General features: G+C 67.2%; 23 protein-coding genes. 11 read left to right on the forward strand and 12 right to left on the reverse strand.

The features are described 5' to 3' along the window. Nucleotides 1-245 precede the first annotated feature (245 nt). Together VOI27_RS16210 and VOI27_RS16215 are read right to left on the reverse strand one after the other, a co-directional pair. Nucleotides 246-2,762, reverse strand: coding sequence for an ABC transporter permease (locus tag VOI27_RS16210; RefSeq protein WP_323766412.1), 2,517 nt, complete (start codon nt 2,760-2,762; stop codon nt 246-248). After that, on the reverse strand, nt 2,759-3,451 hold the full coding sequence (locus VOI27_RS16215; protein WP_323766413.1) for an ABC transporter ATP-binding protein: 693 nt from the start codon (nt 3,449-3,451) through the stop codon (nt 2,759-2,761). Before VOI27_RS16215 ends, VOI27_RS16210 begins: the two co-directional genes overlap by 4 nt. 19 nt (nt 3,452-3,470) lie before the next feature. Here VOI27_RS16215 and VOI27_RS16220 point away from each other — a divergent pair, with 19 nt between their 5' ends. After that, nucleotides 3,471-4,145 (forward strand): arylesterase, encoded by a 675-nt coding sequence (locus tag VOI27_RS16220; RefSeq protein WP_323766414.1) that lies wholly within the window; start codon nt 3,471-3,473, stop codon nt 4,143-4,145. 79 nt (nt 4,146-4,224) lie between these two features. Here VOI27_RS16220 and VOI27_RS16225 read toward each other — a convergent pair whose 3' ends face one another. The 4 genes from VOI27_RS16225 to VOI27_RS16240 all read right to left on the reverse strand — a co-directional run bounded on the left by VOI27_RS16225 (nt 4,225) and on the right by VOI27_RS16240 (nt 6,942). Then, a complete protein-coding gene (locus VOI27_RS16225; protein WP_323766415.1) occupies nt 4,225-4,431 on the reverse strand; it encodes a cold-shock protein in 207 nt (68 codons plus the stop codon). A gap of 414 nt (nt 4,432-4,845) precedes the next feature. Continuing rightward, a complete protein-coding gene (locus VOI27_RS16230) occupies nt 4,846-5,994 on the reverse strand; it encodes a geranylgeranyl reductase family protein (RefSeq protein WP_323766416.1) in 1,149 nt (382 codons plus the stop codon). A 74-nt stretch (nt 5,995-6,068) separates the two neighbouring features. Then, nucleotides 6,069-6,626 carry a L,D-transpeptidase gene (locus VOI27_RS16235; protein WP_323766417.1) on the reverse strand — a complete coding sequence of 186 codons (558 nt, stop codon included), beginning with the start codon at nt 6,624-6,626 and terminating at the stop codon, nt 6,069-6,071. Between the two features lie 109 nt (nt 6,627-6,735). Beyond that, a complete protein-coding gene (locus VOI27_RS16240) occupies nt 6,736-6,942 on the reverse strand; it encodes a hypothetical protein (RefSeq protein ID WP_323766418.1) in 207 nt (68 codons plus the stop codon). A gap of 309 nt (nt 6,943-7,251) precedes the next feature. On the opposite strand from VOI27_RS16240, the gene VOI27_RS16245 reads away from it, so the two are divergent. Both VOI27_RS16245 and VOI27_RS16250 read left to right on the forward strand, forming a co-directional pair. Then, a complete protein-coding gene (locus VOI27_RS16245) occupies nt 7,252-7,674 on the forward strand; it encodes a thioredoxin family protein (protein ID WP_323766419.1) in 423 nt (140 codons plus the stop codon). A 75-nt stretch (nt 7,675-7,749) separates the two neighbouring features. Next, nucleotides 7,750-8,232 carry a DUF2938 domain-containing protein gene (locus VOI27_RS16250; protein WP_323766420.1) on the forward strand — a complete coding sequence of 161 codons (483 nt, stop codon included), beginning with the start codon at nt 7,750-7,752 and terminating at the stop codon, nt 8,230-8,232. A 3-nt stretch (nt 8,233-8,235) separates the two neighbouring features. Here VOI27_RS16250 and VOI27_RS16255 read toward each other — a convergent pair whose 3' ends face one another. Together VOI27_RS16255 and VOI27_RS16260 are read right to left on the reverse strand one after the other, a co-directional pair. Continuing rightward, nucleotides 8,236-8,793 (reverse strand): hypothetical protein, encoded by a 558-nt coding sequence (locus tag VOI27_RS16255; RefSeq protein ID WP_323766421.1) that lies wholly within the window; start codon nt 8,791-8,793, stop codon nt 8,236-8,238. 100 nt (nt 8,794-8,893) lie between these two features. After that, the gene (locus tag VOI27_RS16260) at nt 8,894-9,049 is read right to left on the reverse strand and encodes a DUF3309 family protein (RefSeq protein WP_323766422.1); all 156 of its coding nucleotides are present in this window, start codon (nt 9,047-9,049) and stop codon (nt 8,894-8,896) included. A gap of 206 nt (nt 9,050-9,255) precedes the next feature. Between VOI27_RS16260 and yciA the strand changes: the two genes are divergently transcribed. Continuing rightward, nucleotides 9,256-9,639, forward strand: coding sequence for an acyl-CoA thioester hydrolase YciA (gene yciA, locus VOI27_RS16265; RefSeq protein WP_323766423.1), 384 nt, complete (start codon nt 9,256-9,258; stop codon nt 9,637-9,639). Nucleotides 9,640-9,727: 88 nt separating this feature from the next. Beyond that, nucleotides 9,728-10,336, forward strand: a complete 609-nt coding sequence (locus VOI27_RS16270) for an REP-associated tyrosine transposase (protein WP_323766424.1) — start codon at nt 9,728-9,730, stop codon at nt 10,334-10,336. A 378-nt stretch (nt 10,337-10,714) separates the two neighbouring features. Here the strand turns inward: VOI27_RS16270 and ettA are convergent, their stop codons facing one another. Then, a complete protein-coding gene (gene ettA, locus VOI27_RS16275; RefSeq protein WP_323766425.1) occupies nt 10,715-12,370 on the reverse strand; it encodes an energy-dependent translational throttle protein EttA in 1,656 nt (551 codons plus the stop codon). Between the two features lie 194 nt (nt 12,371-12,564). Between ettA and VOI27_RS16280 the strand changes: the two genes are divergently transcribed. The 3 genes from VOI27_RS16280 to dacB all read left to right on the forward strand — a co-directional run bounded on the left by VOI27_RS16280 (nt 12,565) and on the right by dacB (nt 15,376). Further along, nucleotides 12,565-13,035, forward strand: a complete 471-nt coding sequence (locus VOI27_RS16280) for an MOSC domain-containing protein (RefSeq protein ID WP_323766426.1) — start codon at nt 12,565-12,567, stop codon at nt 13,033-13,035. Nucleotides 13,036-13,089: 54 nt separating this feature from the next. After that, nucleotides 13,090-13,713, forward strand: coding sequence for a nicotinate-nucleotide adenylyltransferase (locus tag VOI27_RS16285; RefSeq protein ID WP_323766427.1), 624 nt, complete (start codon nt 13,090-13,092; stop codon nt 13,711-13,713). Between the two features lie 160 nt (nt 13,714-13,873). Further along, nucleotides 13,874-15,376 (forward strand): D-alanyl-D-alanine carboxypeptidase/D-alanyl-D-alanine-endopeptidase, encoded by a 1,503-nt coding sequence (gene dacB / locus VOI27_RS16290; protein WP_323766428.1) that lies wholly within the window; start codon nt 13,874-13,876, stop codon nt 15,374-15,376. A 6-nt stretch (nt 15,377-15,382) separates the two neighbouring features. On the opposite strand, the gene VOI27_RS16295 is transcribed toward dacB, so the two are convergent. After that, a complete protein-coding gene (locus VOI27_RS16295) occupies nt 15,383-15,808 on the reverse strand; it encodes a tellurite resistance TerB family protein (RefSeq protein WP_323766429.1) in 426 nt (141 codons plus the stop codon). Nucleotides 15,809-15,915: 107 nt separating this feature from the next. On the opposite strand from VOI27_RS16295, the gene VOI27_RS16300 reads away from it, so the two are divergent. From VOI27_RS16300 to VOI27_RS16310, 3 genes are all read left to right on the forward strand, one after another. Further along, entirely contained in the window at nt 15,916-17,559 is a 1,644-nt protein-coding gene (locus VOI27_RS16300) for a lysine--tRNA ligase (RefSeq protein WP_323766431.1), read from the forward strand. A 71-nt stretch (nt 17,560-17,630) separates the two neighbouring features. Then, nucleotides 17,631-18,047 (forward strand): DUF4864 domain-containing protein, encoded by a 417-nt coding sequence (locus VOI27_RS16305; RefSeq protein ID WP_323766433.1) that lies wholly within the window; start codon nt 17,631-17,633, stop codon nt 18,045-18,047. A 149-nt stretch (nt 18,048-18,196) separates the two neighbouring features. Further along, complete coding sequence (locus VOI27_RS16310; RefSeq protein WP_323766435.1) at nt 18,197-20,482, forward strand: glycosyl hydrolase family 28-related protein; 2,286 nt, start codon at nt 18,197-18,199, stop codon at nt 20,480-20,482. Between the two features lie 43 nt (nt 20,483-20,525). On the opposite strand, the gene VOI27_RS16315 is transcribed toward VOI27_RS16310, so the two are convergent. Next, complete coding sequence (locus tag VOI27_RS16315) at nt 20,526-21,980, reverse strand: hypothetical protein (RefSeq protein ID WP_323766437.1); 1,455 nt, start codon at nt 21,978-21,980, stop codon at nt 20,526-20,528. Between the two features lie 73 nt (nt 21,981-22,053). Continuing rightward, a complete protein-coding gene (locus tag VOI27_RS16320) occupies nt 22,054-22,719 on the reverse strand; it encodes a hypothetical protein (RefSeq protein WP_323766438.1) in 666 nt (221 codons plus the stop codon). Between the last annotated feature and the right edge of the window lie 91 nt (nt 22,720-22,810).

The raw sequence follows: 22,810 nt of genomic DNA on the forward strand, positions 1-22,810 counted from the left end.
GACCGCGAAACAGGCCATCATCGCGGTCGCCCGCAAGCTGCTGACGATCCTCAACGCGATGCTGCGAACGGGCAAACCCTTCGACCCGAAAACCGTCTGACACGCGGTGACCGATTACGGTTGCCGGCTCAAGGCCGGGACGGCGGGTTCCTACCGCTGCCACCAGCCCCCGCCATCATTAAGCTATTCCGGGACCTCAGCTGAGCCGGCCGGAAGGTCCCGCAGGCCCGGGGGCGAAGGGCGGCTCACTCGCGCGCGCGCAACACCCGCGCCGGGCGCGCCGCCAAGGGCCGCCAGGCAAAGCCCAGCCCCGCCAGCAGCGTCGCCAGAACCCCGCCAGAGACGATCAGCAGCGCCGAGCGCCATTGTACCGCAAACTCGGTCTCCATCAGGAAGGTCATTACCGCCCAGCCGCCGGTCACCCCGGCCGCCAGCGCCACCAGCCCCGCCGCGGCACCCAGCAACCCGGCGCGCAGGGCAAAGCTCTGCAGGATGCGGGCGCGCGCGGCACCCAGGGTCTTGAGCACCGCCGCCTCGTAGGTGCGCGCCTGTTCGCCCGCCGCCGCCGCGCCGATCAGCACCAGGAAACCGGTCAAGAGGGTCGCCGCCGCGCCCCAGGCGGTGGCCTGAGCGATGCCGCCCATGATCTCGGCCACCCGGTCGACCGCGTCACGCACCCGGATCGCGGTGATGTTGGGATAGGCGGTGGCGAGGTCGCGCAGGATCGCCGCTTCGGCCGCCTCCTCGGCATAGACGGTGGAGATGAAGCTGTGCGGCGCGCCCTCCAGCGCAGCGGCGTTCATCGCCATGACAAAACCGATGCCGGCAGTCGAGAAATCCACCTCGCGGAACGAGGCGATGGTGGCGGTGATGTCGCGGCCGAGGATGTTGACGGTGACCTCGTCGCCGAGGTTGAGGCCGATCTCGCCGGCCTCTTCGGCGGCGAAGCTGACCAGCGGCGGGCCGCTGTAGTCCTCGGGCCACCACGCGCCGGCGGTCAGCGTGGTGTCCTCCGGCTGGGCGGCGGCATAGGTCACCCCGCGGTCGCCGCGGATCACCCAGTGATCGCCGGCGACCTCGCGCGCGGAAAGACCGTTGATCCGGGTCAGGATGCCGCGCAGCATCGGCGCGCTCTGCACTTTCGACACCGCCGGGTCCTCGTTCAGCCTTTCGCGGAACCCCGGCATCTGGTCCTTCTGGATGTCGACAAAGAAGAACGAGGGCGCGACCTCGGGCAAATCTGTCTGGATCGCGGCGCGCATATTGCCCTCGATCTGCCCCACGGCGGCCAGCACCGAGAGCCCGAGACCCAGCGAGAGCACTGTGGCCGCGGCGCCCTCCTGAGTGCCGGAAATCGCCGAGAGGGCCCAGCGCAGCGCCGGCCGGTGGCGCGCGGCGCGTTGCGAGCGGCGGGCGGCCCAGCGGATCAGCGCCGCCGCCAGCGCCAGCACCACCAGCGCCGCGAGGATGCCGCCGGCAGTCCAGAGGGTGAGTTGCATGGCACCGGAAAACGCCGCCGCAGCCCCCAGCAGGAGCGCCACCAGCACCAGTGTCACCGCCACATGCGGCCAGCGCGGCAGCAGGCTGGCGCTGCCCAGCGCGTCGCGAAACAGGGTTGCGGGGCGGATCTCCTCGGTGCGGGCCAGCGGCCAGAGGGTGAAGATCAGCGCCGTCAGCGCGCCATAGAGCGCCGCCTCGAGCAGCGGGCCGGGGTGCAGGGCAAAGATCGCCGGCACCGGCAGCAGCGACTGCATCAGCGGCCCCAGCGCCAGCGGCACCAGCGCGCCGAGGGTCAGGCCGATGGCGATGCCGAGCAGGCTGAGCGCGCCGATCTGCAGGAAATAGGTGAGGAAGATCACCTGCCGGCTGGCGCCCAGCGTGCGCAGGGTGGCGATCACCGAGGTCTTGGACGCCAGATAGGCGCGCACCGCCGCCGAGACGCCGACGCCGCCCACTGCAAGGCCGGAGAGCCCGACGAGGATCAGGAAGCTGCTCAGCCGGTCGACAAAGCGCGCGATCCCCGGCGCGCCGTTGCGGGCATCGCGGTAGCGGCCGCCGACCTCGGTGAACCGGTCGCGGGCCTCGGACTTGAAGGCGTCGACATCGGTGCCCGGCGGCAGGGTCAGCCGGTAGTGGGTGTCAAACAGCGTGCCGGCCTGCAGCAGGCCAGAGCCTGCCAGCGCCTCGGTGCGGACCAGCGTGCGCGGCCCGAGGGAAAAGCCGCCGCCGGCGTCGTCGGGTTCGACCTCGATCACCGCCGAGAGGGTGAAATCAACGGAGCCGAGGCGGAAGCTGTCGCCGGGCGAGAGCCCCAGCCGGTCGGCCAGCACCGGCGCCATCACCGCGCCATTGCCCGCCAGCGCCGCGTCGAGCGGCATCGGTGGGTCGAGCGTGACCTGACCGATCAGGGGATAGGCGCTGTCGATTGATTTTACCTGGGTCAGGGCGCGTTCGCTGCTGCCGTTGCGCTCGACCACCACCATCGAGCGAAAATCGGTGATCTCGGAGACCTCGGTGGCGCGCGCTTCCAGCCAGCTGCGTTCCTCCTGCGTGGCGAAGCGATAGGTGAAGCGGACCTCGGCATCGCCGCCCAGAAGCTCGGCGCCCTTGGCCTCGAGCCCCAGTTCGATCGAGGTGCGCACCATGCCGATGCCGGCAATCGCGGCCACGCCCAAGGCAAGGCAGGCGAGGAAGATGCGAAAGCCGCCGAGGCCGCCGCGCAGCTCTCGCCGGGCGAAACGGGCGGCGGTGGACAGGCTCATTCCGCCGCCTCGCGCGCGGCATCGTCGATCCGGCCGTCGCGCAGGCGCACCACCCGGTCGCAGCGCGCCGCCAAGGCCGGCGCATGGGTGACCAGCACCAGCGTCGCGCCGTGGCGGTCGCGCAGGTCAAAAAGCAGGTCCATGATCGCGCCGCCGTTGGTCTCGTCAAGATTGCCGGTGGGCTCGTCGGCCAAGAGGATATGCGGCCGCGGCGCCGAGGCGCGGGCCAGCGCCACCCGCTGCTGCTCGCCGCCCGACATCTGCGCCGGGTAGTGGTTGGCCCGGTGGCCGAGACCCACGGTCTCGAGCTCGGCCTCGGCCCGGTCAAAGGCATCACGGTGACCGGCCAGTTCCAGCGGCGTGGCGACGTTTTCCAGCGCGGTCATGGTCGGGATCAGGTGAAAGCTCTGGAATACCACGCCCATGTGATCGCGGCGAAAGCGCGCCAGCGCATCCTCGTTCATGCCGCCGAACTCCTCGCCCAGCACGGTGACGCTGCCGCCGGTGGCCCGTTCGAGCCCGCCCATCAGCATCAGCAGCGAGGATTTGCCCGATCCGGAGGGGCCGATCAGCCCGATCGACTGGCCTTTTTCCACGTCGAGCGAGATGCCATGCAGGATCTCGACCCTCCCGGCATTGCCATCGAGCGCCAGATGCACATCTTTAAGCGACAGGACGGGATCAACCATGAAAAGGGCCTTTCGGGCTATGCATCAGCTTTTGACATATGGGGTATGCGCCCGCCTGAGCAAGGCGGCGGCGGTGGTTTTGACGCTGGCGGGGCCGGTCTGGGCCGAAGAGGTCGAGATTCTGGCGCTGGGCGACAGTTTGATCCAGGGCTACGGGCTGATGGCCGAGGACGGCTTTGTGCCGCAGATGCAGGACTGGCTGACAACGCAGGGCCACGAGGTGGTGCTGATCAATGGCGGCGTGTCCGGCGACACCACGGCCGGCGGGTTGGGGCGGGTCGCCTGGAGCCTGACGCCCGAGGTCGACGCGATGATCCTGGCGCTGGGCGGCAACGACGTGCTGCGCGGCATCGATCCGGCGGTGTCGCGGGCCAATCTCGACGGGATACTCAAGGTGGCGGCGGCGCAGGGCCTGCCGGTGCTGCTGGTGCCGATGCGGGCGCCGGGCAACTACGGGCCGGAGTACAAGGCGGCGTTCTATGGGATGTATGCCGAGCTGGCGGCAGAGCACGGTGCGCTGGAGGCGCCGGCGTTCTTTGACATCCTGCTGCCCGAGGGGGGAGACCCGTCGCAGGCGGCAGGGCTGATGCAGGGTGACGGCATTCACCCCAATGCAGAGGGCGTGTCGCGGATTGTCGAGGGGATCGGGCCGGATGTGGCGCGGTTGATCGCAGAGGTGCCGGGGGCATCCTGAGCCGCCGCCTTCGGACCCTTTCGCAACAAAAAGCCCCACCGAATGGCGGGGCCTTTCCAGGTCTTCGAGGCAGGAAGCCTTAGGCCAGCGAGATGTTCTCGGCAGCTTCGCGGCCATCACGGCCCGGCTTGATGTCGAAGGTGACTTTCTGGTTGTCGGCGAGGCCGGTCAGGCCCGAACGCTCAACGGCCGAGATGTGCACGAACACGTCTTTGCTGCCGCCGTCGGGTGCGATGAAACCAAAGCCTTTGGTGGTGTTGAACCATTTCACAGTGCCAGTGGCCATGTGTTTACTCCTAGTAGTGCTACTGCCCGCGGGATTGCGGCAGGTCGGCTTAGTCAGTGCAGATCGAAGGACTGAGCCGTAAGAGGAGCAGCGGTCGATAGATAACTTCGCAAGGCAAGATATGCGGGTAGAGCAGATTCTTTTCAAGGGGAATTCGTGGCAATTTACGCGCGGGCCGCGGCGGCACGCCGGAGAGCGTGAGCCTTGCGTTAACTTTACGTCAAGTTGGCGCTAACGGTCGGGAGGCGGGCAGTGGTGCGTCTTCCGGACCTGGGGCGCGCGGCAGGCTGCGGCGGGGGTACCCTGAAGGCCCGGCAGGGAATCACCCGCGCCAGACGCGCCGGTTGCCATCAGCGAAACTGCGTGACCGGGGCGGAGGCGCCAGCGTTTTCGCAGCAGCCATGCCGGGGGAATCTAGGGTTTCGCGCCGCCGAAGGCCCGCGCGAGGTAACTCGGCAGACGCCGCACCAGCGCGCGCATCAGGTCGCGATACTCGATTTCGCCGCCCAAAAGCCGCATGTAGTCGTGGCGCAGGTGGCCTGACGTGCGAACCGCACGGACGAAGCCGGTTTTGAACGGCCCCCAGTAGAGCAGCAGCCGCACCCGGTTGGCGTGGCGCATGGCGATGAGAATCGGCCGCAGCCGCTGGCGGTAGAGCCGCAGTGCCGCGTCGGGTTCGTGCCGGGCCAGCGCGTCGCGCGCCGCCAGCGCCGCCAGCTGGCCGGATTTCATCGCATAGGCGATGCCTTCACCGGTGACCGGGTCGACCAGCCAGGCGGCATCGCCGGCCAGCAGCACGTTGTCGCGGCCGGGCGCGCGGCGGGCCTGGCCGAAGGGCAGGTACTGGCCTTTCACGCGGGTCTCCGGCGGCACGCCGAGGTCGGCCATATAGGCGCGCATGATCGCCTTGAGATCGGGGTTGCGGCTGTGCACGCCGCCGACGCCGACGGTGTGGCTGCCGCGTTTCGGAAACGACCAGCCATAGCCCCAGTTCGCCGCCCCCATGTCGATGCGCAGCGGCGCGTCGGCGGGCAGGGCGGGGCCCTCGGCCTCGAGCGCGAAACCGATGCGGGCGGGATCGAACGGCCGGCCAAAGAGCGCCCGCGCAGTGGCGCTGTTGACCCCGTCGGCGCCGATCACCACCGGTGCGGTAAGGGTGACGCCAGAGGCCAGGGTGAGGCGGCCGTCCTCGGGCGCCAGTTCGGCGATCCGCTGGCCGGTGAAATCCTGCGCGCCGGCGGCCAGGGCCAGCGCCACAAGATGGTCGTCGAGCGACAGGCGCATGGTCAGGTACACTGGCGGGATATCTTCGATCACGCCGAGCTTTTCTCCGAAACCATAGAGGGTTACGGCAGACTTGCTGGCGAACTCCGGCGGCAGGTCGGTCTCGAAGATCTCGCGGTAATAGCGCGCGGCCCGGCCGGTGAACCCGCCACCGCAAAGCTTGTCACGCGGAAAGCGGGCCTTGTCGACCAGAGCGGTGCGAAGCCCGGCGTTGGCGGCGGTACGGGCCGCGGCAGCCCCGGCGGGGCCCGCGCCAATGACGATCAGATCGAACTGCATGGCCGCTCTTTCCCCGCTGGCCTGACTGGGGTCAAGGGGCAAAAACGAAACCCCGCGCCGTCACCCGCTCTGGATCACAGCACGGTGACCGTGGTGCCAATCGAGATCCGCGGATAGAGGTCCGTCACATGGGCGTTGGCCATGCGGAAACAGCCGTTCGAGGCCGCCTTGCCGATCGAGGCGAGGTTGTCGGTGCCATGGATCGCCGCGTAGGTGTTCACACCGTTCTGGAACAGGTACATCGCCCGCGCGCCCAGCGGGTTGCCGGGGCCGCCGGGCTGGACGTAGTCGTTGCCCTTGAAGCGGCCATAGGTCTGCGGCTCGCGTTCGATCATCGCGTCGGTGGGCCGCCATGTGGGCCATTCCTTCTTGGCCTGGACCACTCCGGTGCCGGAAAATTCCAGACCGGTGCGGCCGACGCTGATGCCATAGCGCAGTGCCCGGCCGGGCTCTTCGATGAAATAGAGAAAGCGCGATTTCTGCAGCACCACGATCTGTCCCGGCACGAGATCGGCCCGGACCCGCACGTATTGCGGGGCGAATTTCGGGTCGAGCTGGAACTGCGCCCGGGCCAGCGATGGCAAGGCCACGGCAGCGGCGGCAGAGCCGAAAAAGGTGCGGCGTGAAATCATGGGGTCCCTCCAGCATTGAGCCGGAGAATCATATGGCAGCTGGCAAGAGAGCGGGAGTCAGGTTTCCGTTACCCCGCCGCAGCTGTGGGCCGGGGGCAACGCATGGCGGTCAGGCGGCGATCGGGCCCGGAGCCGCGGCATCCTGCGGCCGGGGGCTGCAGAACGGGCTCAAGAGCAGCGCCACGGCGATGCAGACCATGGGCACCGCGAGATAGACCCCGAGCGCGGCCGGCAGGCTCAGGCCGAGGATCAGCCAGCCCAGCAGCCCGGCACAGGCTCCGAGGGTGCTTCCGATGATGAGTGCGATGCTGGCCATGCGGGGTATCCTTGTTGGTCTTGCAGCTCAGGAAACCGCTCAATTGGGGCCGAAATGCGGCGTCTTCGGTGCAATTTTTGACGCGGGCGGTTCGGGTCTTGCCACATGAAGGCCGCGGTCCCAGATAGTCGCAAGGCTGGATAGGACGGGCGCCCGCCGGGAAACCATGGGCGCACGTCGGCAAAAGTCGGGTGTTCGGCAGGAAAACAGGATCGCAGGGCGCGAAACGATGGACGAAAGGCATGGAACGATGGGCGCAAATGGGGAAACGATGGGCGCGGGCCCGCACATGACGGCGGACGACAGGCGATGACGGCGAAGAAACTGACATGTCTTGATTGTGGCCAGGTGAACAAGGTGCCCGAAGCGCGGCTTGATGCCGGGCCGAAATGCGGCACCTGCGGCGCGCGGCTGATGCCCGGCAAACCGGTCGAGATCGACCTCGCCACGCTGCGCAAGGCGGCGCGCCACGACGAGGTGCCGCTGGTGGTGGATTTCTGGGCGCCCTGGTGTGGCCCCTGCCGGATGATGGCGCCGGAGTTCGACCGCGCGGCCGGCAAGGTCGGCAGCCGCGCCAGGCTGGTCAAGCTGAATACCCAGGACGAGTCAGGGGCCTCGGGGGCCTACAACATCCGCGGCATTCCGACGATGGTCCGGTTTCACAACGGCCGCGAGGCGGGGCGCCAGTCCGGCGCGCTCAAGGCCGATCAGATCCTGCGCTGGATCGGCTGATTTCGCCCGCTGGCGGTCTTGCGGCCGGCCGGGCCTTCTGCGAGCTTGCGCCCGGGCAAGCGCGGAGTAGCAGCAATGGGCGAATTGATCTTGGCCGGTCTCTTCATGGGGCTGGGCGGCACCCTGGCGATGGACATCTGGTCAGAGGTCCTGGCCCGGGGCTTCGGCCAGCCAAGGCCGGCCTGGGCGCGGATCGGTCGCTGGGCCGCACATCTGCCGGGAGGCCGGGTGTTTCACCCCGATATCAATGCTGTCGCCCCGGTGTCGGGCGAACTGGCGCTGGGCTGGGGGGTGCATTATTTCGTCGGGCTGAGCTATGGCGTGCTCTTTGCCTTGCTGGCCGGCCATGACTGGCTCGATGCGCCCAGCTTCCTGCCGCTTTGGGCCTATGCCCTGGTCACGGTCGGCGCCGGCTGGTTCCTGCTGCAGCCCGGCATGGGGCTGGGGTGGGCCGCCGCGCGCACCCCGAACCCATGGAAGGTCCGAGGCATGGGGCTGGTGGCGCACACCGTCTTTGGCCTCGGCATGTATGCGGTGGCGGTGCTGGCGGCGCCCTGAGGCTCAGCGCTCCGACAGCGGACGAAAGGGCGCGGCGGTGGTGTCGCGCTCCTGCGCCTGCATCCAGCCGTTTTCCCAAGACTGGTGGTCGACGGTGTTCTCGGAATAGGGGTTGGCCTGGAACGACTCGCCCTCCTGACGGGCGATATAGCCTTCGTCGTAGGCGCCCATCCGCGGGTCCATCCCGGCCGAGTGATGCGCCCGCTGCTTCAGGTAGTCCGAGAACTCCCGGTATTTCACCAGCACCGTCTGATCCAGCCCGTCGGGGTAATCCTCGAGCGCCTGCCGGCCGCGGTCGGTGAGCGCGAGGGCACCGTCCTCCTGCGGCTCGAGAATGCAGGCGATGCGCAGGTGATCGAGCTGCCGGGCGAGCTTGACCCGGCGTTCGTCCTCGGGCAGGCCCGGGGTCTTGCCGGCGCGGACAAAGAGTGCGTCGAGGCTCTGTGAGGCGCTGTCGAGCGTGACCGGCCCCTTTGCGGCGGTGTGCAGGATCAGGGCGGTCAGGCTGGCGGTGCTGAGCAGGGGGTGGTCGTTGTCGAACATGTGCTGGGCTGTCCTCATGGTCGGGCGTTCCTTTCAGCCTAGGCGCAAGTGGGGCGTTGGGTAAAGAGCGCGCAGGCCCCGCCGTGGCAGGCCTGCGCGACGCGGGGTCGGGGTGCCGTCAGATCTGGCCCATCAGCAGCAGCACGATCAGCACCACCAGCGCAATGCCGACGGCGCCAGAGGGGCCATAGCCCCAGCTGCGCGAATGACCCCACCGCGGCAAGGCGGCGATCAGGGCGAGAATCAACAGGACGACGAGAACGGTATAGAGCATGGCACGGATCTCCGGGGTGCGATGACAGGCGGCGGGAGAGGGCCGCGACTGCTGCCCCATGCCGTCGGGCAGACAACGCGGTGATGCGGCTGCGGTTCCGCGTGCCATGCGCTCTGGTGCCGAGAGTCTCGGGCTGCGGGACCGCTGGGCAGAGGCGCCGGGCTGGTGTAGCCTTGGCGGCATGGGCAGATGAGGGACGGGGCAAGATGACAGAGACCACGAGGGGGCCGGAGGGCGAGCTGACCCTGCGCACGCTGGCGATGCCGGCGGATACCAACGTCTCGGGCGATATCTTTGGCGGCTGGGTGCTGAGCCAGATGGACATCGCCGCCGGCATAGTCGCCGGTGAAAAGGCGCAGGGCCGGGTGGCGACGATCGCGGTCGATGCCATGAAGTTCATCCGGCCGGTCAAGGTGGGCGACGTGCTCTGCGTCTATTGTCACATCGCGCGGGTGGGCCGGAGCTCGATGGCGATCGACGTCGAGGCCTGGGTCCGCCGAGAGCGCATCGGCGGCCGCGAGAAGGTGACCGAGGCGATCTTTACCTTCGTGGCGATCGACGCCGAGGGCAAACCGCGCGAGGTGCCGTAGGGTGGGTTTGCAACCCACCCTTGGGGTTAGATTGGCAGTTCAGGTCGCGTTTACGGGGTCTTAAGCAATGTGCGGCCACACTGGCCCTATGGCGCAATATCGACGTCCCAAGGCCCCGGCGGTCGCTGTCTTCTTTACCGTCGCGCTGGCGGGGCGCGGCGGGCACCTGCTGACCGACGAGATCGAGGTGCTGCGCGAGGCAGTGCGGGTCACGCGGGCGCGGCGGCCGTTCGGCATCCTGGCCTGGGTGGTTCTGCCGGACCACATGCACGCGGTCTGGACCCTGCCGGCCGAGGATGGGAATTACTCTGACCGCTGGGGTGCGATCAAGGCGCGGTTCTCCAAGCGGGTGCGGCAGAAGCACAGCGCGGCGGTGGGTTGCAAACCCACCCTACGGCCGGCCGGCCGCGAGGGGTTGCAAACCACCGAGGTGGACCGGATGCGCGCGGCGCGCTCACCGAGCAAGCTGAAGAAACAGGACGCTGGAATCTGGCAGCGGCGCTTCTGGGAACATCACATCCGGCACCGGGCTGATCTTGAGGCGCATGTGGCCTATTGCTGGAGCAACCCGGTGAAACATGGGCTGGTGGCGCGGCCTGCGGACTGGCCGTTTTCCTCGATCCACCGGGATATCCATGCTGGTCGGGTGGCGCCGGAATGGGCCGGTACCAGGCTGGACGGGGCGTTCGGGGAATAGCGCGGGGCGGTGGAAGGTGGGTTGCAAACCCACCCTACGGTGGCTTTGCGGGGAAGGGTGCGAACACGCGCTGGACGATCGGAGTCTCGTAGGGTGGGTTTGCAACCCACATGGCGCGACGGATAGGAACTGCGTCGGGTAGCTCTACCCACTGTGCTGCGGCGGACGAGAGACGCGTCGGCTGGGTTTTCTACCCACCTGAGCAGACTGCACCGCGAGGAAGCAAACCCACCGTCGCGAACCGCGCAGGCGGGTTTTTATCCAGCGGAACGACCGGCGTAGGGTGGGTTTGCAACCCACCCCACCGAACCGCGCGGGGTGGGGTTCCCGCACCCGTTACCGCAGACGGCACGCGGTACACCGCACGCCGCCGCAATCTCACCGGCTGAACTTCTTGTGCTTCAACCGTTTCGGCTCCAGCGCATCGGCGCCGAGCCTGCGTTTCTTGTCTTCCTCGTAATCCTCGAAGTTGCCCTCGAACCACTCCACATGCGCCTCGCCCTCGAAGGCCAGGATGTGGGTGCAGATGCGGTCGAGGAAGAAACGGTCGTGCGAGATCACCACCGCACAGCCGGCGAAATCCACCAGCGCGTCTTCCAATGCCCGCAGGGTCTCGACGTCGAGGTCGTTGGTCGGTTCGTCGAGCAGCAGCACGTTGCCGCCCTCCTTCAGCAGCCGCGCCATGTGCACCCGGTTGCGTTCACCGCCCGACAGCAGCCCCACCTTCTTCTGCTGGTCGCCGCCCTTGAAGTTGAACGAAGAGCAATAGGCGCGCGAATTGACCTGCGCGTCGCCCAGCTGGATGATCTCGGCGCCGCCGGTGATCGCCTCCCAGACGGTATCGTCGCCCTTCAGGTCGTCGCGCGACTGGTCGACATAGGAGAGATCCACGGTGTCGCCATAGGTGATCTCGCCGGCATCGGGCTGTTCCGCGCCGGTGAGCATCTTGAACAGCGTCGACTTGCCGGCGCCGTTGGGGCCGATCACCCCGACGATGCCGCCCGGTGGCAGCGAGAAGGTCAGATCCTCGATCAGGAGCTTGTCGCCCATGTGCTTCTTCAGGCCCTCGACCTCGATCACCTTGCCACCGAGGCGCGGGCCGTTGGGGATGACGATCTGGGCGCGGGCGATCTTCTCGCGTTCCGATTGATTGGCCATTTCCTCATAGGCCTGGATCCGCGCCTTGGACTTGGCCTGACGCGCCTTGGCGCCCTGGCGCATCCACTCGAGCTCGCGTTCCAGCGTCTTCTGCTTGGCCTTGTCCTCGCGGGCTTCCTGAGACAGGCGCTTGGCCTTCTGCTCCAGCCAGGCGGAGTAGTTGCCCTCGTAGGGGATGCCGCGCCCGCGGTCGAGTTCGAGGATCCAGCCGGTGATGTCGTCCAGGAAATAACGGTCGTGGGTGACGATCAGGATGGTGCCCTTGTAGTCGATCAGGTGTTGCTGCAGCCAGGCGATGGTCTCGGCGTCGAGGTGGTTGGTCGGTTCGTCGAGCAGCAGCATCTCGGGCGCTTCCAGAAGCAGCTTGCAGAGCGCGACGCGGCGCTTTTCACCGCCGGAGAGGGTGGTGACATCGGCTTCGTCCGGCGGGCAGCGCAGCGCTTCCATGGCGACGTCGATCTGGCTGTCGAGATCCCAGAGGTTCTCGCTGTCGATCTGGTCTTGCAGGGCGGCCATCTCGTCGGCGGTCTCGTCCGAGTAGTTCATCGCCAGCTCGTTGTACTTGTCGAGGATGGCCTTCTTCTTGGCGACGCCCAGCATCACGTTGCCGCGCACGTCAAGCGACGGGTCGAGCTCCGGCTCCTGCGGCAGGTAGCCGACCTTGGCGCCCTCGGCGGCCCAGGCCTCGCCGGTGAAATCCTTGTCGAGACCTGCCATGATCTTGAGCAGCGTGGATTTACCGGCGCCGTTGACGCCGACCACACCGATCTTGACCCCGGGGAGAAAGCTGAGACGGATGTTCTCGAAGCATTTCTTGCCGCCAGGATAGGTCTTAGACACGCCGTCCATGTGGTACACGTACTGATAAGCCGCCATTGCTCGCCCCTTGGTTTGCTTGCAGGGCTAGATAACGGCGCAAAGGGCGAGGTGCAATTGGCATTGGCGAAAACGGCGCGGGACAAGGCCTGTGTCGGAGGCGGGGCGGTGGGTAAAAAACCCTCGCTACGGGGGCCGGCGTAGGGTGGGTTTGCAACCCACCGCTGCGGACCGTTCAAGGCAGGAGGCAGAGCATGGAACGCATGGCGGATTTGATTGCGCGGTATGCGCAGCCGGGGCAGGTGGCGTGGATCGGCTTGCGGCCCGCGCGGCGGGGCGTGATGCAGGCGCTCTCGCGGGTCGCGATCACCGAGGCCGGGCTGGCGGGCGATCACGGCCGGGCAGGCAAGCGGGCGGTGACGCTGATCCAGGCCGAGCACCTGGCGGTGATCGGCGGCTTTCTCGGCCGCGGCCCTGTCGCGCCAGAGGCGCTGCGGCGCAACCTTGTGGTCTCGGGCCTCAACCTTCTGGGGTTGCGCGGGCGGGTGGTGCGGGTTGGCGGCGCGCTGCTCGAGGTCACCGGCCCCTGCGCGCCCTGCAGCCGGATGGAGGCGGCCTTCGGGCCCGGCGGCTATGCCGCGGTGCGGGGCCATGGCGGGATGACGGCGCGGGTTCTGCAGCCCGGAGAGGTGGCGCTGGGCGATACCGTGCAGCCAAACGATTGACAAACCTGCATCACTTCCCTGACATGGGCGCGTTTTGACCAGAGGATTGACGCGGTGACCCCCATTCCGGCTCTGCGGCGCGGCCAGACCATCGGCCTGCTGGGCGGCTCTTTCGATCCGCCACATGACGGCCATGTGCATATCACCCGAGAGGCGCTCAAACGCTTCGGGCTGGACCGGGTGTGGTGGCTGGTCAGCCCCGGCAATCCGCTCAAGGCGCATGGCCCGGCGCCGCTCGATGAGCGGATGGCGGCGGCGCGGCGGATCATGCGGCATCCGCGCGTCGAGATCACCGATTACGAGGCCCGGGTCGGAACCAGATATACCGCCGAGACGTTGCAGGCCCTGAGAGATGATTATCGGGGCACGAATTTCATATGGTTGATGGGCGCGGACAATCTGGTGCAATTGCCGCAGTGGCAGGACTGGCAACAGATCGTCGAGACGGTGCCGATCGGCATCCTGGCCCGGCCCGGCGATCGCATCCGCGCGCGCAATTCCAAGGCGGCACGGATCTATGCCGGGGCGCGCATCCGCGGCCGCGAGTCGCGCCGGCTGGCCGAGGCGGAGGCGCCGGCGTGGTGCTTCGTCAACGTGCCGATGCGGGCCGAAAGCTCGAGCGCGATCCGGGCCACCGGCGACTGGCGGCCGGAGACCGGAGCGGCGGGCGGAGGCTGACCGGGGGTCAAGCGTGCAGAGCGAGCCACGGGCAGGCGCGACGCGGAGAGCCGTGCCTGCACGACGATGTGTCGCCGGTTGGTGAACCGACCGTTAATATTATAGTGATCCCCGGCGCCGCGCGCTTGTCTGTCATTCAGGGCTGAGGTTAAAACGAGTCATGACGAAAGCGATCTCAAGACGCATGTTCCTCGGCACCGCCCTCGGTTTTGCCGCGGTTCACGCCAATGCCGCCTCGCCCAGCCGTTCGCTGCGGCCGGTGGCCCGGCCCGGCAGCACCAAGCCCATTCCCAAGGTCTTTCCCACCGCCGACGAACTGGTGCGTCAGGCCAAGGTCTCGGGGCAGGTGGGCTATGCGGTGATGGACGTCAGCACCGGCGAGATGCGCGAGGCCGGCGAGGCCGATACCGGCCTGCCGCCGGCGAGCGTCGCCAAGGCGCTGACCACGCTCTACGCGCTGGATGCGTTGGGCGAGGGGCATCGTTTTGCCACCACCGTGCATGCCTCCGGTCCGGTCACCGATGGCGTGCTTGACGGCGACCTGATCCTCGCCGGCGGCGGCGATCCGACGCTGGGGACGGATGAACTTGCGCAGCTGGCCAAGACGCTGAAGGAGGCCGGCCTGCGCGAGGTGACCGGCGCGTTTCTGGTGTGGGGCGGGGCGCTGCCCTTTGCCGAGCGGATCGATGTCGAGCAGCCCGACCATGTGGCCTACAGCCCGGCGGTCTCGGGGTTGAACCTGAATTTCAACCGCGTGCATTTCCAGTGGACCCGCAGCGGCACCGGTTATGACGTCAGCATGGATGCGCCCAGCGGCTCCTACACGCCGGCCGTCTCGGTGGCGCAGATGACGGTCGAGGACCGCAGCCTGCCGGTCTATACCTATGCCGACGAAGGCGGCCGTGACGTCTGGACCGTGGCGCGCGGGGCGCTGGGCAAGGGCGGGGCGCGCTGGCTGCCGGTGCGCAAGCCCGAGATCTATGCCGGCGAGGTGTTTCAGACCCTGATGCGCAGCCATGGCATCGTGCTCGCGGCGCCGAAGATCACCGAGACCGCACCCGAAGGCCCGGCGCTGGCCCGGGTCGAGAGCGGACCGCTGAGCGGGATCCTGCGCGACATGCTGAAATATTCCACCAATCTCACCGCCGAGGTGGTGGGGCTGGCCGCAACCAAGGCACGCGGGATCGAGGCCGACGGTCTCGAGGCCTCGGCGCAGGCGATGAGCGGCTGGCTGCGCGAGACCTACGGGCTGAGCGAAGGGGTGAGCCTCGTGGACCATTCCGGCCTTGGCGGCCAGAGCCGGATATCCGCCGGCGACATGGTGCGGACGCTGCAGGCGGCGCATGACACAGGCCCCCTGCGGTCGCTGATGACGCCGATCCCGATGCGCAACGAAAAGCGCCAGATCATCGCCGACCATCCGGTCGAGGTGGAAGCCAAGACCGGCACGCTGAATTTCGTCTCGGCGCTGGCGGGCTATACCACGGCGATCGACGGCGCCGAGATGGCCTTTGCGATCTTTACCGCCAACACCGAGCGCCGCGACGCGCTGAGCATGGACCAGCGCGAGCGGCCTGAGGGCGGGCGCACCTGGCTGACCCGCTCGCGCAACCTTCAGCAGCGGCTGTTGCAGCGCTGGGGCCAGGCCTACGCCAACAGCTAGGCGCGGTCAGAGGGTCATGTGTCGGGCGCGGGCGCCGCGCTCGATCGCGGCGGCGTGCAGGCGGTCGATGTTGAGCTCGTAGCGGATTTCTTCCAGCAGCCGCAACTCGGCCTCGTGCAGCATGCCGTCGGCGGCGGCCACATCACACGACAGCGCATAGCCGGTCTCGAACAGCCGCTCTGGCAGGTTGTCGCGGATCAGCGCAAAGAGCGCATCGAGCCCGTCCTCCTGCTCGAACAGGTCGAAGACCGTTTGCGCCACCACGTTCATCCGGTCGACGTCGTAGTCGGCAAAGACCGGCAGGTTGTTGACCGCGGTCTCGATCTTGACGAGTTGGGCGGTGTGAATGTTCTCATCCGAGGCCGAAATGGCGATCATCAGGCCGACAAGGCAGTCCTGAGCATTGGGTGAAAAGGTTTTTTCTTCCGACATTGGAGCCTCCTGTTGCGGTGCAGAATATTGACCCCGTGCGCCACCCGCAATAGGGAGAGCGAGCTTGCGCGCATGGGGCGCGCGGCCCTACCGGAGATGCCCTGACAATGTCTGACCTGCGCGATGCCGCCCTGACCTCGAAAGCCTGGCCTTTTGAAGAAGCGCGCCGCCTGCTCAAACGCTATGAAAAGGCGCCGCCGGAAAAGGGCTATGTGCTGTTCGAGACCGGCTATGGGCCGAGCGGTCTGCCGCATATCGGCACCTTTGGCGAGGTGCTGCGGACGACGATGATCCGCCGCGCCTTCGAGGTGATCTCGGACATCCCGACGCGGCTGATCTGCTTTTCCGACGATCTCGACGGGATGCGCAAGGTGCCGGGCAACGTGCCCAATCAGGAGGCGCTGGCCGAGCACCTGCAAAAGCCGTTGACGAGCGTTCCCGATCCCTTTGGCACCCATGACAGCTTCGGCGATCACAACAACGCCATGCTGCGGCGGTTCCTCGATACCTTCGGCTTCGAGTACGAGTTCTATTCCGCCACCGACTTCTACCGCTCGGGCAAGTTCGACGAGGTGCTGCTGCGCGCCTGCGAGCGCTACGACGACGTGATGAAGGTGATGCTGAAGTCCCTGCGCGAAGAGCGCCGGCAGACCTATTCGATCTTCCTGCCGATCCATCCCGAGACCGGCCGTGTGCTCTATGTGCCGATGAAGAAGGTTGACGCCGAGAAGGGCGAGATCACCTTTGACGACGAGGATGGCCGAGAGTGGACGCTGCCGGTGACCGGCGGCAACGTCAAGCTGCAGTGGAAACCGGACTTCGGCGCGCGCTGGGCGGCGTTGGGCGTCGATTTCGAGATGTACGGCAAGGACCATTCGACCAACACGCCGATCTATGACGCGATCTGCCGCATCCTCGGCCAGCGGGCGCCAGAGCATTTCACCTACGAGCTGTTCCTCGATGACAAGGGCCAGAAGATCTCGAAGTCGAGCGGCAACGGCATCTCGATCGACGAATGGCTGACCTATGCCTCGACGGAATCGCTGAGCTACTTCATGTATCTCAAGCCGAAGACCGCCAAGCGGATGTATTTCGACGTGATCCCCAAGGCGGTGGACGAATACCACCAGCAGCTGCGCGCCTATGCGACGCAGGACGCGACCCAGCGGCTGAACAACCCGGTGTATCACATCCACGGCCACAACGTACCGGCGTCTGACATGGTGGTGTCCTTCTCGATGCTGCTGAATCTCGCCAGCGCGTCCTCGGCCGAGGACAAGGAGACGCTGTGGGGGTTCATCCGCAAATACGCCCCCGATGCCACCGCCGAGACCCATCCCGGCATGGATCAGGCGGCTGGTCACGCGGTGCGCTATTTCCAGGATTTCGTGAAGCCGGCCAAGGTGTTCCGCGCCCCGACCGAGCAGGAGCGCGCGGCTCTGGAAGACCTCGCCAAGGCGCTGCAGGACGGCGACTACGCGCGCGACCTGATCGCCCGCAAGAATGCCATCGTCGGCAAGGACGAGGCGCTGCCGGAGGTCGATTACAGCGACGAGGAGTTCCTGCAGTCGATCGTTTTTGCCGTCGGCAAGGTGCACGGGTTCGAGCCGCTGCGCGACTGGTTCAAGGCGATCTACGAGGTGCTTCTGGGCGCCAGCCAGGGCCCGCGCTTTGGCGGTTTCATGGCGCTTTACGGCGTCGAGGAGACCGTGGCGCTGATCGACCGGGGCCTCAAGGGCGAGCTGGGCTGACCAAGGCGTGATTTGATGCAGGGGCGTTTTGCATTACCTTCCACGGGATGAACTCCGTGGGAGGTGTCCTCATGCTGCGTCGCTGTCTTGCCATTGTGGCTTTCGTCCTGGCCTTCGGGCCTGCCGTGGCGCAGGAGCCACAGCCCCGAAACCCCGAGATCGAGGCGGTGATCGGCGACCAGCTTCAGGCCTTTGAGGCGCAGGACGTGGACCGCGCCTTTTCCCATGCCAGCCCGACGATCAAGGGCATCTTCGGCTCGTCAGAGGTTTTCGGCCTGATGGTGCGGCGCGGCTATCCGATGGTCTGGCAGCCCGGCGAAGTGACCTATCTTGACCTCGCCGAGATCGGCGGCGCGCTGTGGCAACGGGTCGAGATCATCGACCGCGACGGCCAGAGGCACTACCTGGGCTACCGGATGGAGCCCGGCGAGGGCGGCTGGAAGATCGGCGGCGTGCAGTTGCTCGAGGCGCCCGACATCGCCGTCTGAGGGGCGTTGCGGGGCCTCGGACTGGCCTGCGCACGGTGCTCTCAGCCGGCGTTAAACCTCTGTTGATACCTCTTTCCCATCGGCGGGCGGCCTGCCTGCCCTGACGTGTGACATGCGCGATACGGGCGCGATGTGGGAAAGGGACTTTCATGAACAAAGCGATTACCGAGGGCGTGGTCTTCATGCCGACGCCCTTCGCGGCCGGGCTGGACGTCTGGTCGAGCGAAAACGGCCGGCCGGGTGATGACACCTATGACAGCGCCGCAAATGCCGCTTTCGTGCCGTCGGACCAAGATTTCGGCGGCTGTCTCGAGATCCAGAAATCCGCCTCCACCCAGAGGCTGCGCTACATGGGGCAGACGCCGATGCTGCCGGGCTGCTACCTGCGGGTGACGGCGCGGGTGAAGGCGATCTCGGGCAACCTGCCGGCGGTGCGCATCGCCGGGTACCCGGCACTGTCGAACGGCAGCCAGGTCAGCGGGCTGACGGTCAGCGGCGCTTCGGTGAACCTGACCAGTTATGGCGAGATCGTCGAGGTCGCGGCGATCATCGGGCCGGGCAACCGCCCCGGCGTCGACATGGTCTGGGGCACCGCGCCGGTGTTCGCGCATCTCGGTCTCGATCTGACCGGCAGCAACGGCGGCGTGGTGCGGATCGACGACTTGGTGATCGAGGACATCACCTCGGTGTTCCACGGCGAGCAACTGGCGATGGTCGACGTGCGCGATTTCGGCGCGGTGGGCGATGGCACCACCGATGACAGCGCCGCCTTCGAGGCCGCGGATTCGGCGGCCGACGGGCGCGAGATCCTGGTCTCGGATGGCACCTACCGGCTGAATTCCGACGTCACGATCAACTCGCGCATCCGCTTCGAGGGCACGGTGACCGCCCCCAACAGCGTGATCGTGTCACTGACCCGCAATTTCGACCTCGGCACCTATATCGACGCCTTCGGCAACGAGGAGCTGGGCTTCCGCAAGGCCTTTCAGTCGCTGCTCAACAATGCCGACCACGAGAGCCTCGACATGGGCGGCCGGCGGATCACCGTGACCGGCCCGATCGACATGCAGGCGGCGGTCAACAACAAGGACACCTATGCCCAGCGCCGTCATATCGCCAATGGCCAGTTCTATGCCACCGGCGATACGGTCTGGGAGCCGGAGGTCTTTACCAGCCAGGCGACCTATTCCGCCAGTGACGACGACAAGCTGACCAATGTGACCAATGTCGCCAACATCCCCGTGGGCGCGCTGATCACCGGCAATGGCGTCGCGCGCGAGACCTATGTGCGGAGCAAGAACGTCTCTGCCGGCGAGATCACCCTGTCGCAGCCGATGGGCGCGGCCACCGGAACGCAGACTTTCACCTTTACCCGGTTCAAGTACCTGCTGGATTTCAGCGGGTTCGAGAAGCTGACCAGCTTTTCCTTCTCTGACGTGGAGTTTCAGTGCAACAACAAGGCCAGCGGCATCATGCTGGCCAAGACCGGCACGGTGTTCCAGGTGCGCGATTGCTATTTCACCCGGCCCAAGCACCGTGGCATCACCTCGATCGGCTATGGCTGTCAGGGGCTGCTGGTCGACCGCTGCCAGTTCCTGTCATCCGAGGGCAGCGAGCCGGCGCAGGACCGCATCTCGATCGCGATCAACTGCAATGCCAATGACGTCAAGCTGCGCAACAACCGCGCCAGCCAGTTTCGGCACTTCTGCATCCTGAGCGGATCGAACTCGGTGGTGCAGGGCAACCACTTCTTCCAGGGCGACGGCCAGCCCAACGGCGTGCGCATGGCCGGTCTGGTGCTGGCGCTGCGGTCGTGCAACGCGACGGTGGTCGGCAATTACGTCGACAACTGCTTTATCGAATGGACCAACGAGCGCGAGGTGGACCCGGATTTCTCCGGCGGCTTCGGCTTTGCCGGGCTGTCGATCACCAACAACGTGTTCCTGTGCGGTGAGGTGCTGCCCTCGTTCGCCTGGATCGTGGTGAAACCCTATGGCACCGGGCATTTCCTCAACGGGCTGAACGTCACCGGCAACCTGTTTCGCGGCGTGGGCGCGGTGATCCAGCAGGCCGAGAAGGTCGACACCAGCCATGCCGACATGAACTACGGCAACATGAAGAACGTCTATTTCACCGACAACACCTTCAAAAACGTGCTGAAGACCACCGAGAACCCGGCCGTGGTCACGCATACGCAGTCCTCGACCGCCTCGACCTGGCAGATCCCCGGCGCGGATGTGCTGGCCTTCGGGGGCGAGGCGCGGCGGGTCGATGCGGTGGTGGCCACCGACAAGATCGCCAACAGCGCCAACGTGGCACAATACGCCATGCCCTATGCCAAGGCGAGCCGCGGCACCAACAACGACCGGGTCGACCTCTACTGGCCCTCGGCGGTGAGCGGACAGGTCAGGGTGACCCTGCGGATGGACGTCTGAGCCGGGGCCGGGGCCGCGGCCGGCGTGTCGCGGCCCGGCGCGCTCAGCGCACGCTGAGGAACCGTGCCGACATCCAGCCGGCGGCGCCCTCTGGCATCGCCATCCGCCACCAGACGTCGTTTGAATTACGGCAGTCGGCTGCGGCCTGGAAATCGGCGGCGCTGAGCCCGTCGCGGGTGGCGTGGTCACAGGCGGCGCGGCAGCTCTCGGAGGTGATGAGCGCGCTGGTCTCGTCCTGGGTCACCGGGCTGACGAAGCTGTCCTTCGGGGCTTCGGCGATGATGTTGGCGCTGAAGTTGGGCTCGTCGCGCAGGGTGGCGAATTCGCTGACGTTGACCACCTGGTAGCGGTCGGCGCCGGGCGCGCAGAGCGCATTGGCGGCGGCGGGGGGCAGCTCTTCGCCGTCGCCGGCCAGATCGGCCAGTTTCGAGGCGGCGGGAAAAATCACGATCGGCTCGAAGAAGGTGAAGGGGCCGGTGGCTTGTTCGATCAGCCGCTCGATCTCGGCGGCGGTTGGCGGCGCGTCGCTGGGCGCGCCGCTCTGGCCGTTCCAGGCCGCCTGCCGCAGGACCCGGGCCGAGACGCCGCCGGTGCCGGAACGCGGCTGGAACCAGCGCACTTCGCAGACCGCCCAGTAGAGCTCGCCCTCGGCGCGGTAGCCGGTCAGCCAGGCGCCGCGCCGCGCGCCGGTGGCGGCGGGGCTGAGCATCAGGCCGGCGGTGGCCTGGAAGGTGCGGGTGCTCTCGGGACGGTCGAAATGATCCGGGCGCAGCTCTGGGTCGATGCGTTCGCAGATCTCGCGCAGCTGGTCCTGGCTCATCTCGTCGGGCAGGGGACGGACGCCCTCGACCCGGATGCCGGCGTCGATGGTGCGGGCAACAGTGTCGACCGGCAGGTGCTGTCCCTGCGGCATCGCGAAGATTTCGAGCGCGAAGTCGCGGCTGATGCTGAGGATGGCGAGGCTTCCGAAGATCGCCGCGGTGGCGCGCTGCGCGTCGCGAAAGGCCGCCTGCACTGCCTCTGTGGTCAGTTCGTCCTCGGCCAGTTCGAGGCCCGGCGCATCGAAGCCCAGCTCCGCCGCGGCATGGATCGAGCGGTCGAGCGAGCGCAGCACGCCGCTGTCGTCCAAGGTGGCGCGGGTGCCGCCGAGAAAGGCCAGCGCGCAGGGCCCGATGCAGCGCGCGCCCTCGGCCACATGGCTCGAGATTCCCTTGAGACGCAGGTATTCTGCGATGGCGATCGCCTCTACGTAATCGCCGCCCTCGCTGTCGAAGCAGAGCCGCGGCGCGGCAACCACATACTGCGCCTCGGCGGCGCCGCCCGGCAGCAGGCGCGCAATCCGCGCGCTGTCGCCCGGCGCGACGGGGCCTGAGGCGCGGGCGTTGCAGCCTTCGGGGTGGCTGTTGACAAGGCTCAGTTGCAGCGCTTGGGCGGGGCCCGCGAGGGTGAGCCACAGGCCTATGGCCGCGAAGAGAAAGACAGGCGAGATCAGGGACATGGGGCAGATCCATTCTGGCAGGTCGTGCCAGTCTAACCGATTGGCGCCTCAAGGCAATTCCAAGTGTTAACCTTTAGAACTCCTGCCAGAGCCCGAGTTTGACCCCGGGCAGCGCCGGTGATTGCAGATCAAACAGCAGCCCGCCCTGCAGATGGCTGCGTTTGCCAAGCGGCACCACGACGCTGGGCGCGAGGCTGGTATAGAGGGTTTCGCCGACCCGGGTGTGAAACACCTGCGCCATGGCCTTGACCCCGCCGGGAAAGGTGAGCCCCGCCGTCACGTCGACCTTGCTCTGGCGCAGATACTCCGCGCCCGGCCCCTCGGCCTGCACCCGCCGGGTGTCGAGCCCGAACCAGCCGGACGCGGCCCCGAGGGTGAAGCCGCGTCCGAAACTGAGGCCCAGCGCGGTGTAGCTCAGATCACCCACCTGGCCCAGGCTGGCCTCGAGCGAAAGGTACTTGCCCTGACGATGGATCACCGGCGCACGGAGAAACAGACGGTAGTTCGGATCGTCCCCCACGCTCTGCCCGATGTCGAGCCCGAGGGTGAGCGAGCGCGTCAGCCCGTATTCGAGATAGAGGTTGTTGAAGATCGACAGCGCTTCGATGCGGCACCCCTGGCCAAAGCCGCTGATCTGGGTCGAACTGGCAAGGAACCCCGCGCCCTTGTCGCGCGGCCAGGCCCCGGCCGAGGCCATCGTCGCCGCGCAGAACATGAACATGACGGCCAGACGCAACATCGCGAACACCTCTCCCACCGGGCAGAGTGCCGGGTCATGGTAAACAGGCGGTTAATGCCGCCCCTGCCGCTGCTGGCCAAGGCGCGGTGGC

This window comes from Marinovum sp., assembly GCF_034669705.1.
Lineage (GTDB): Bacteria > Pseudomonadota > Alphaproteobacteria > Rhodobacterales > Rhodobacteraceae > Marinovum.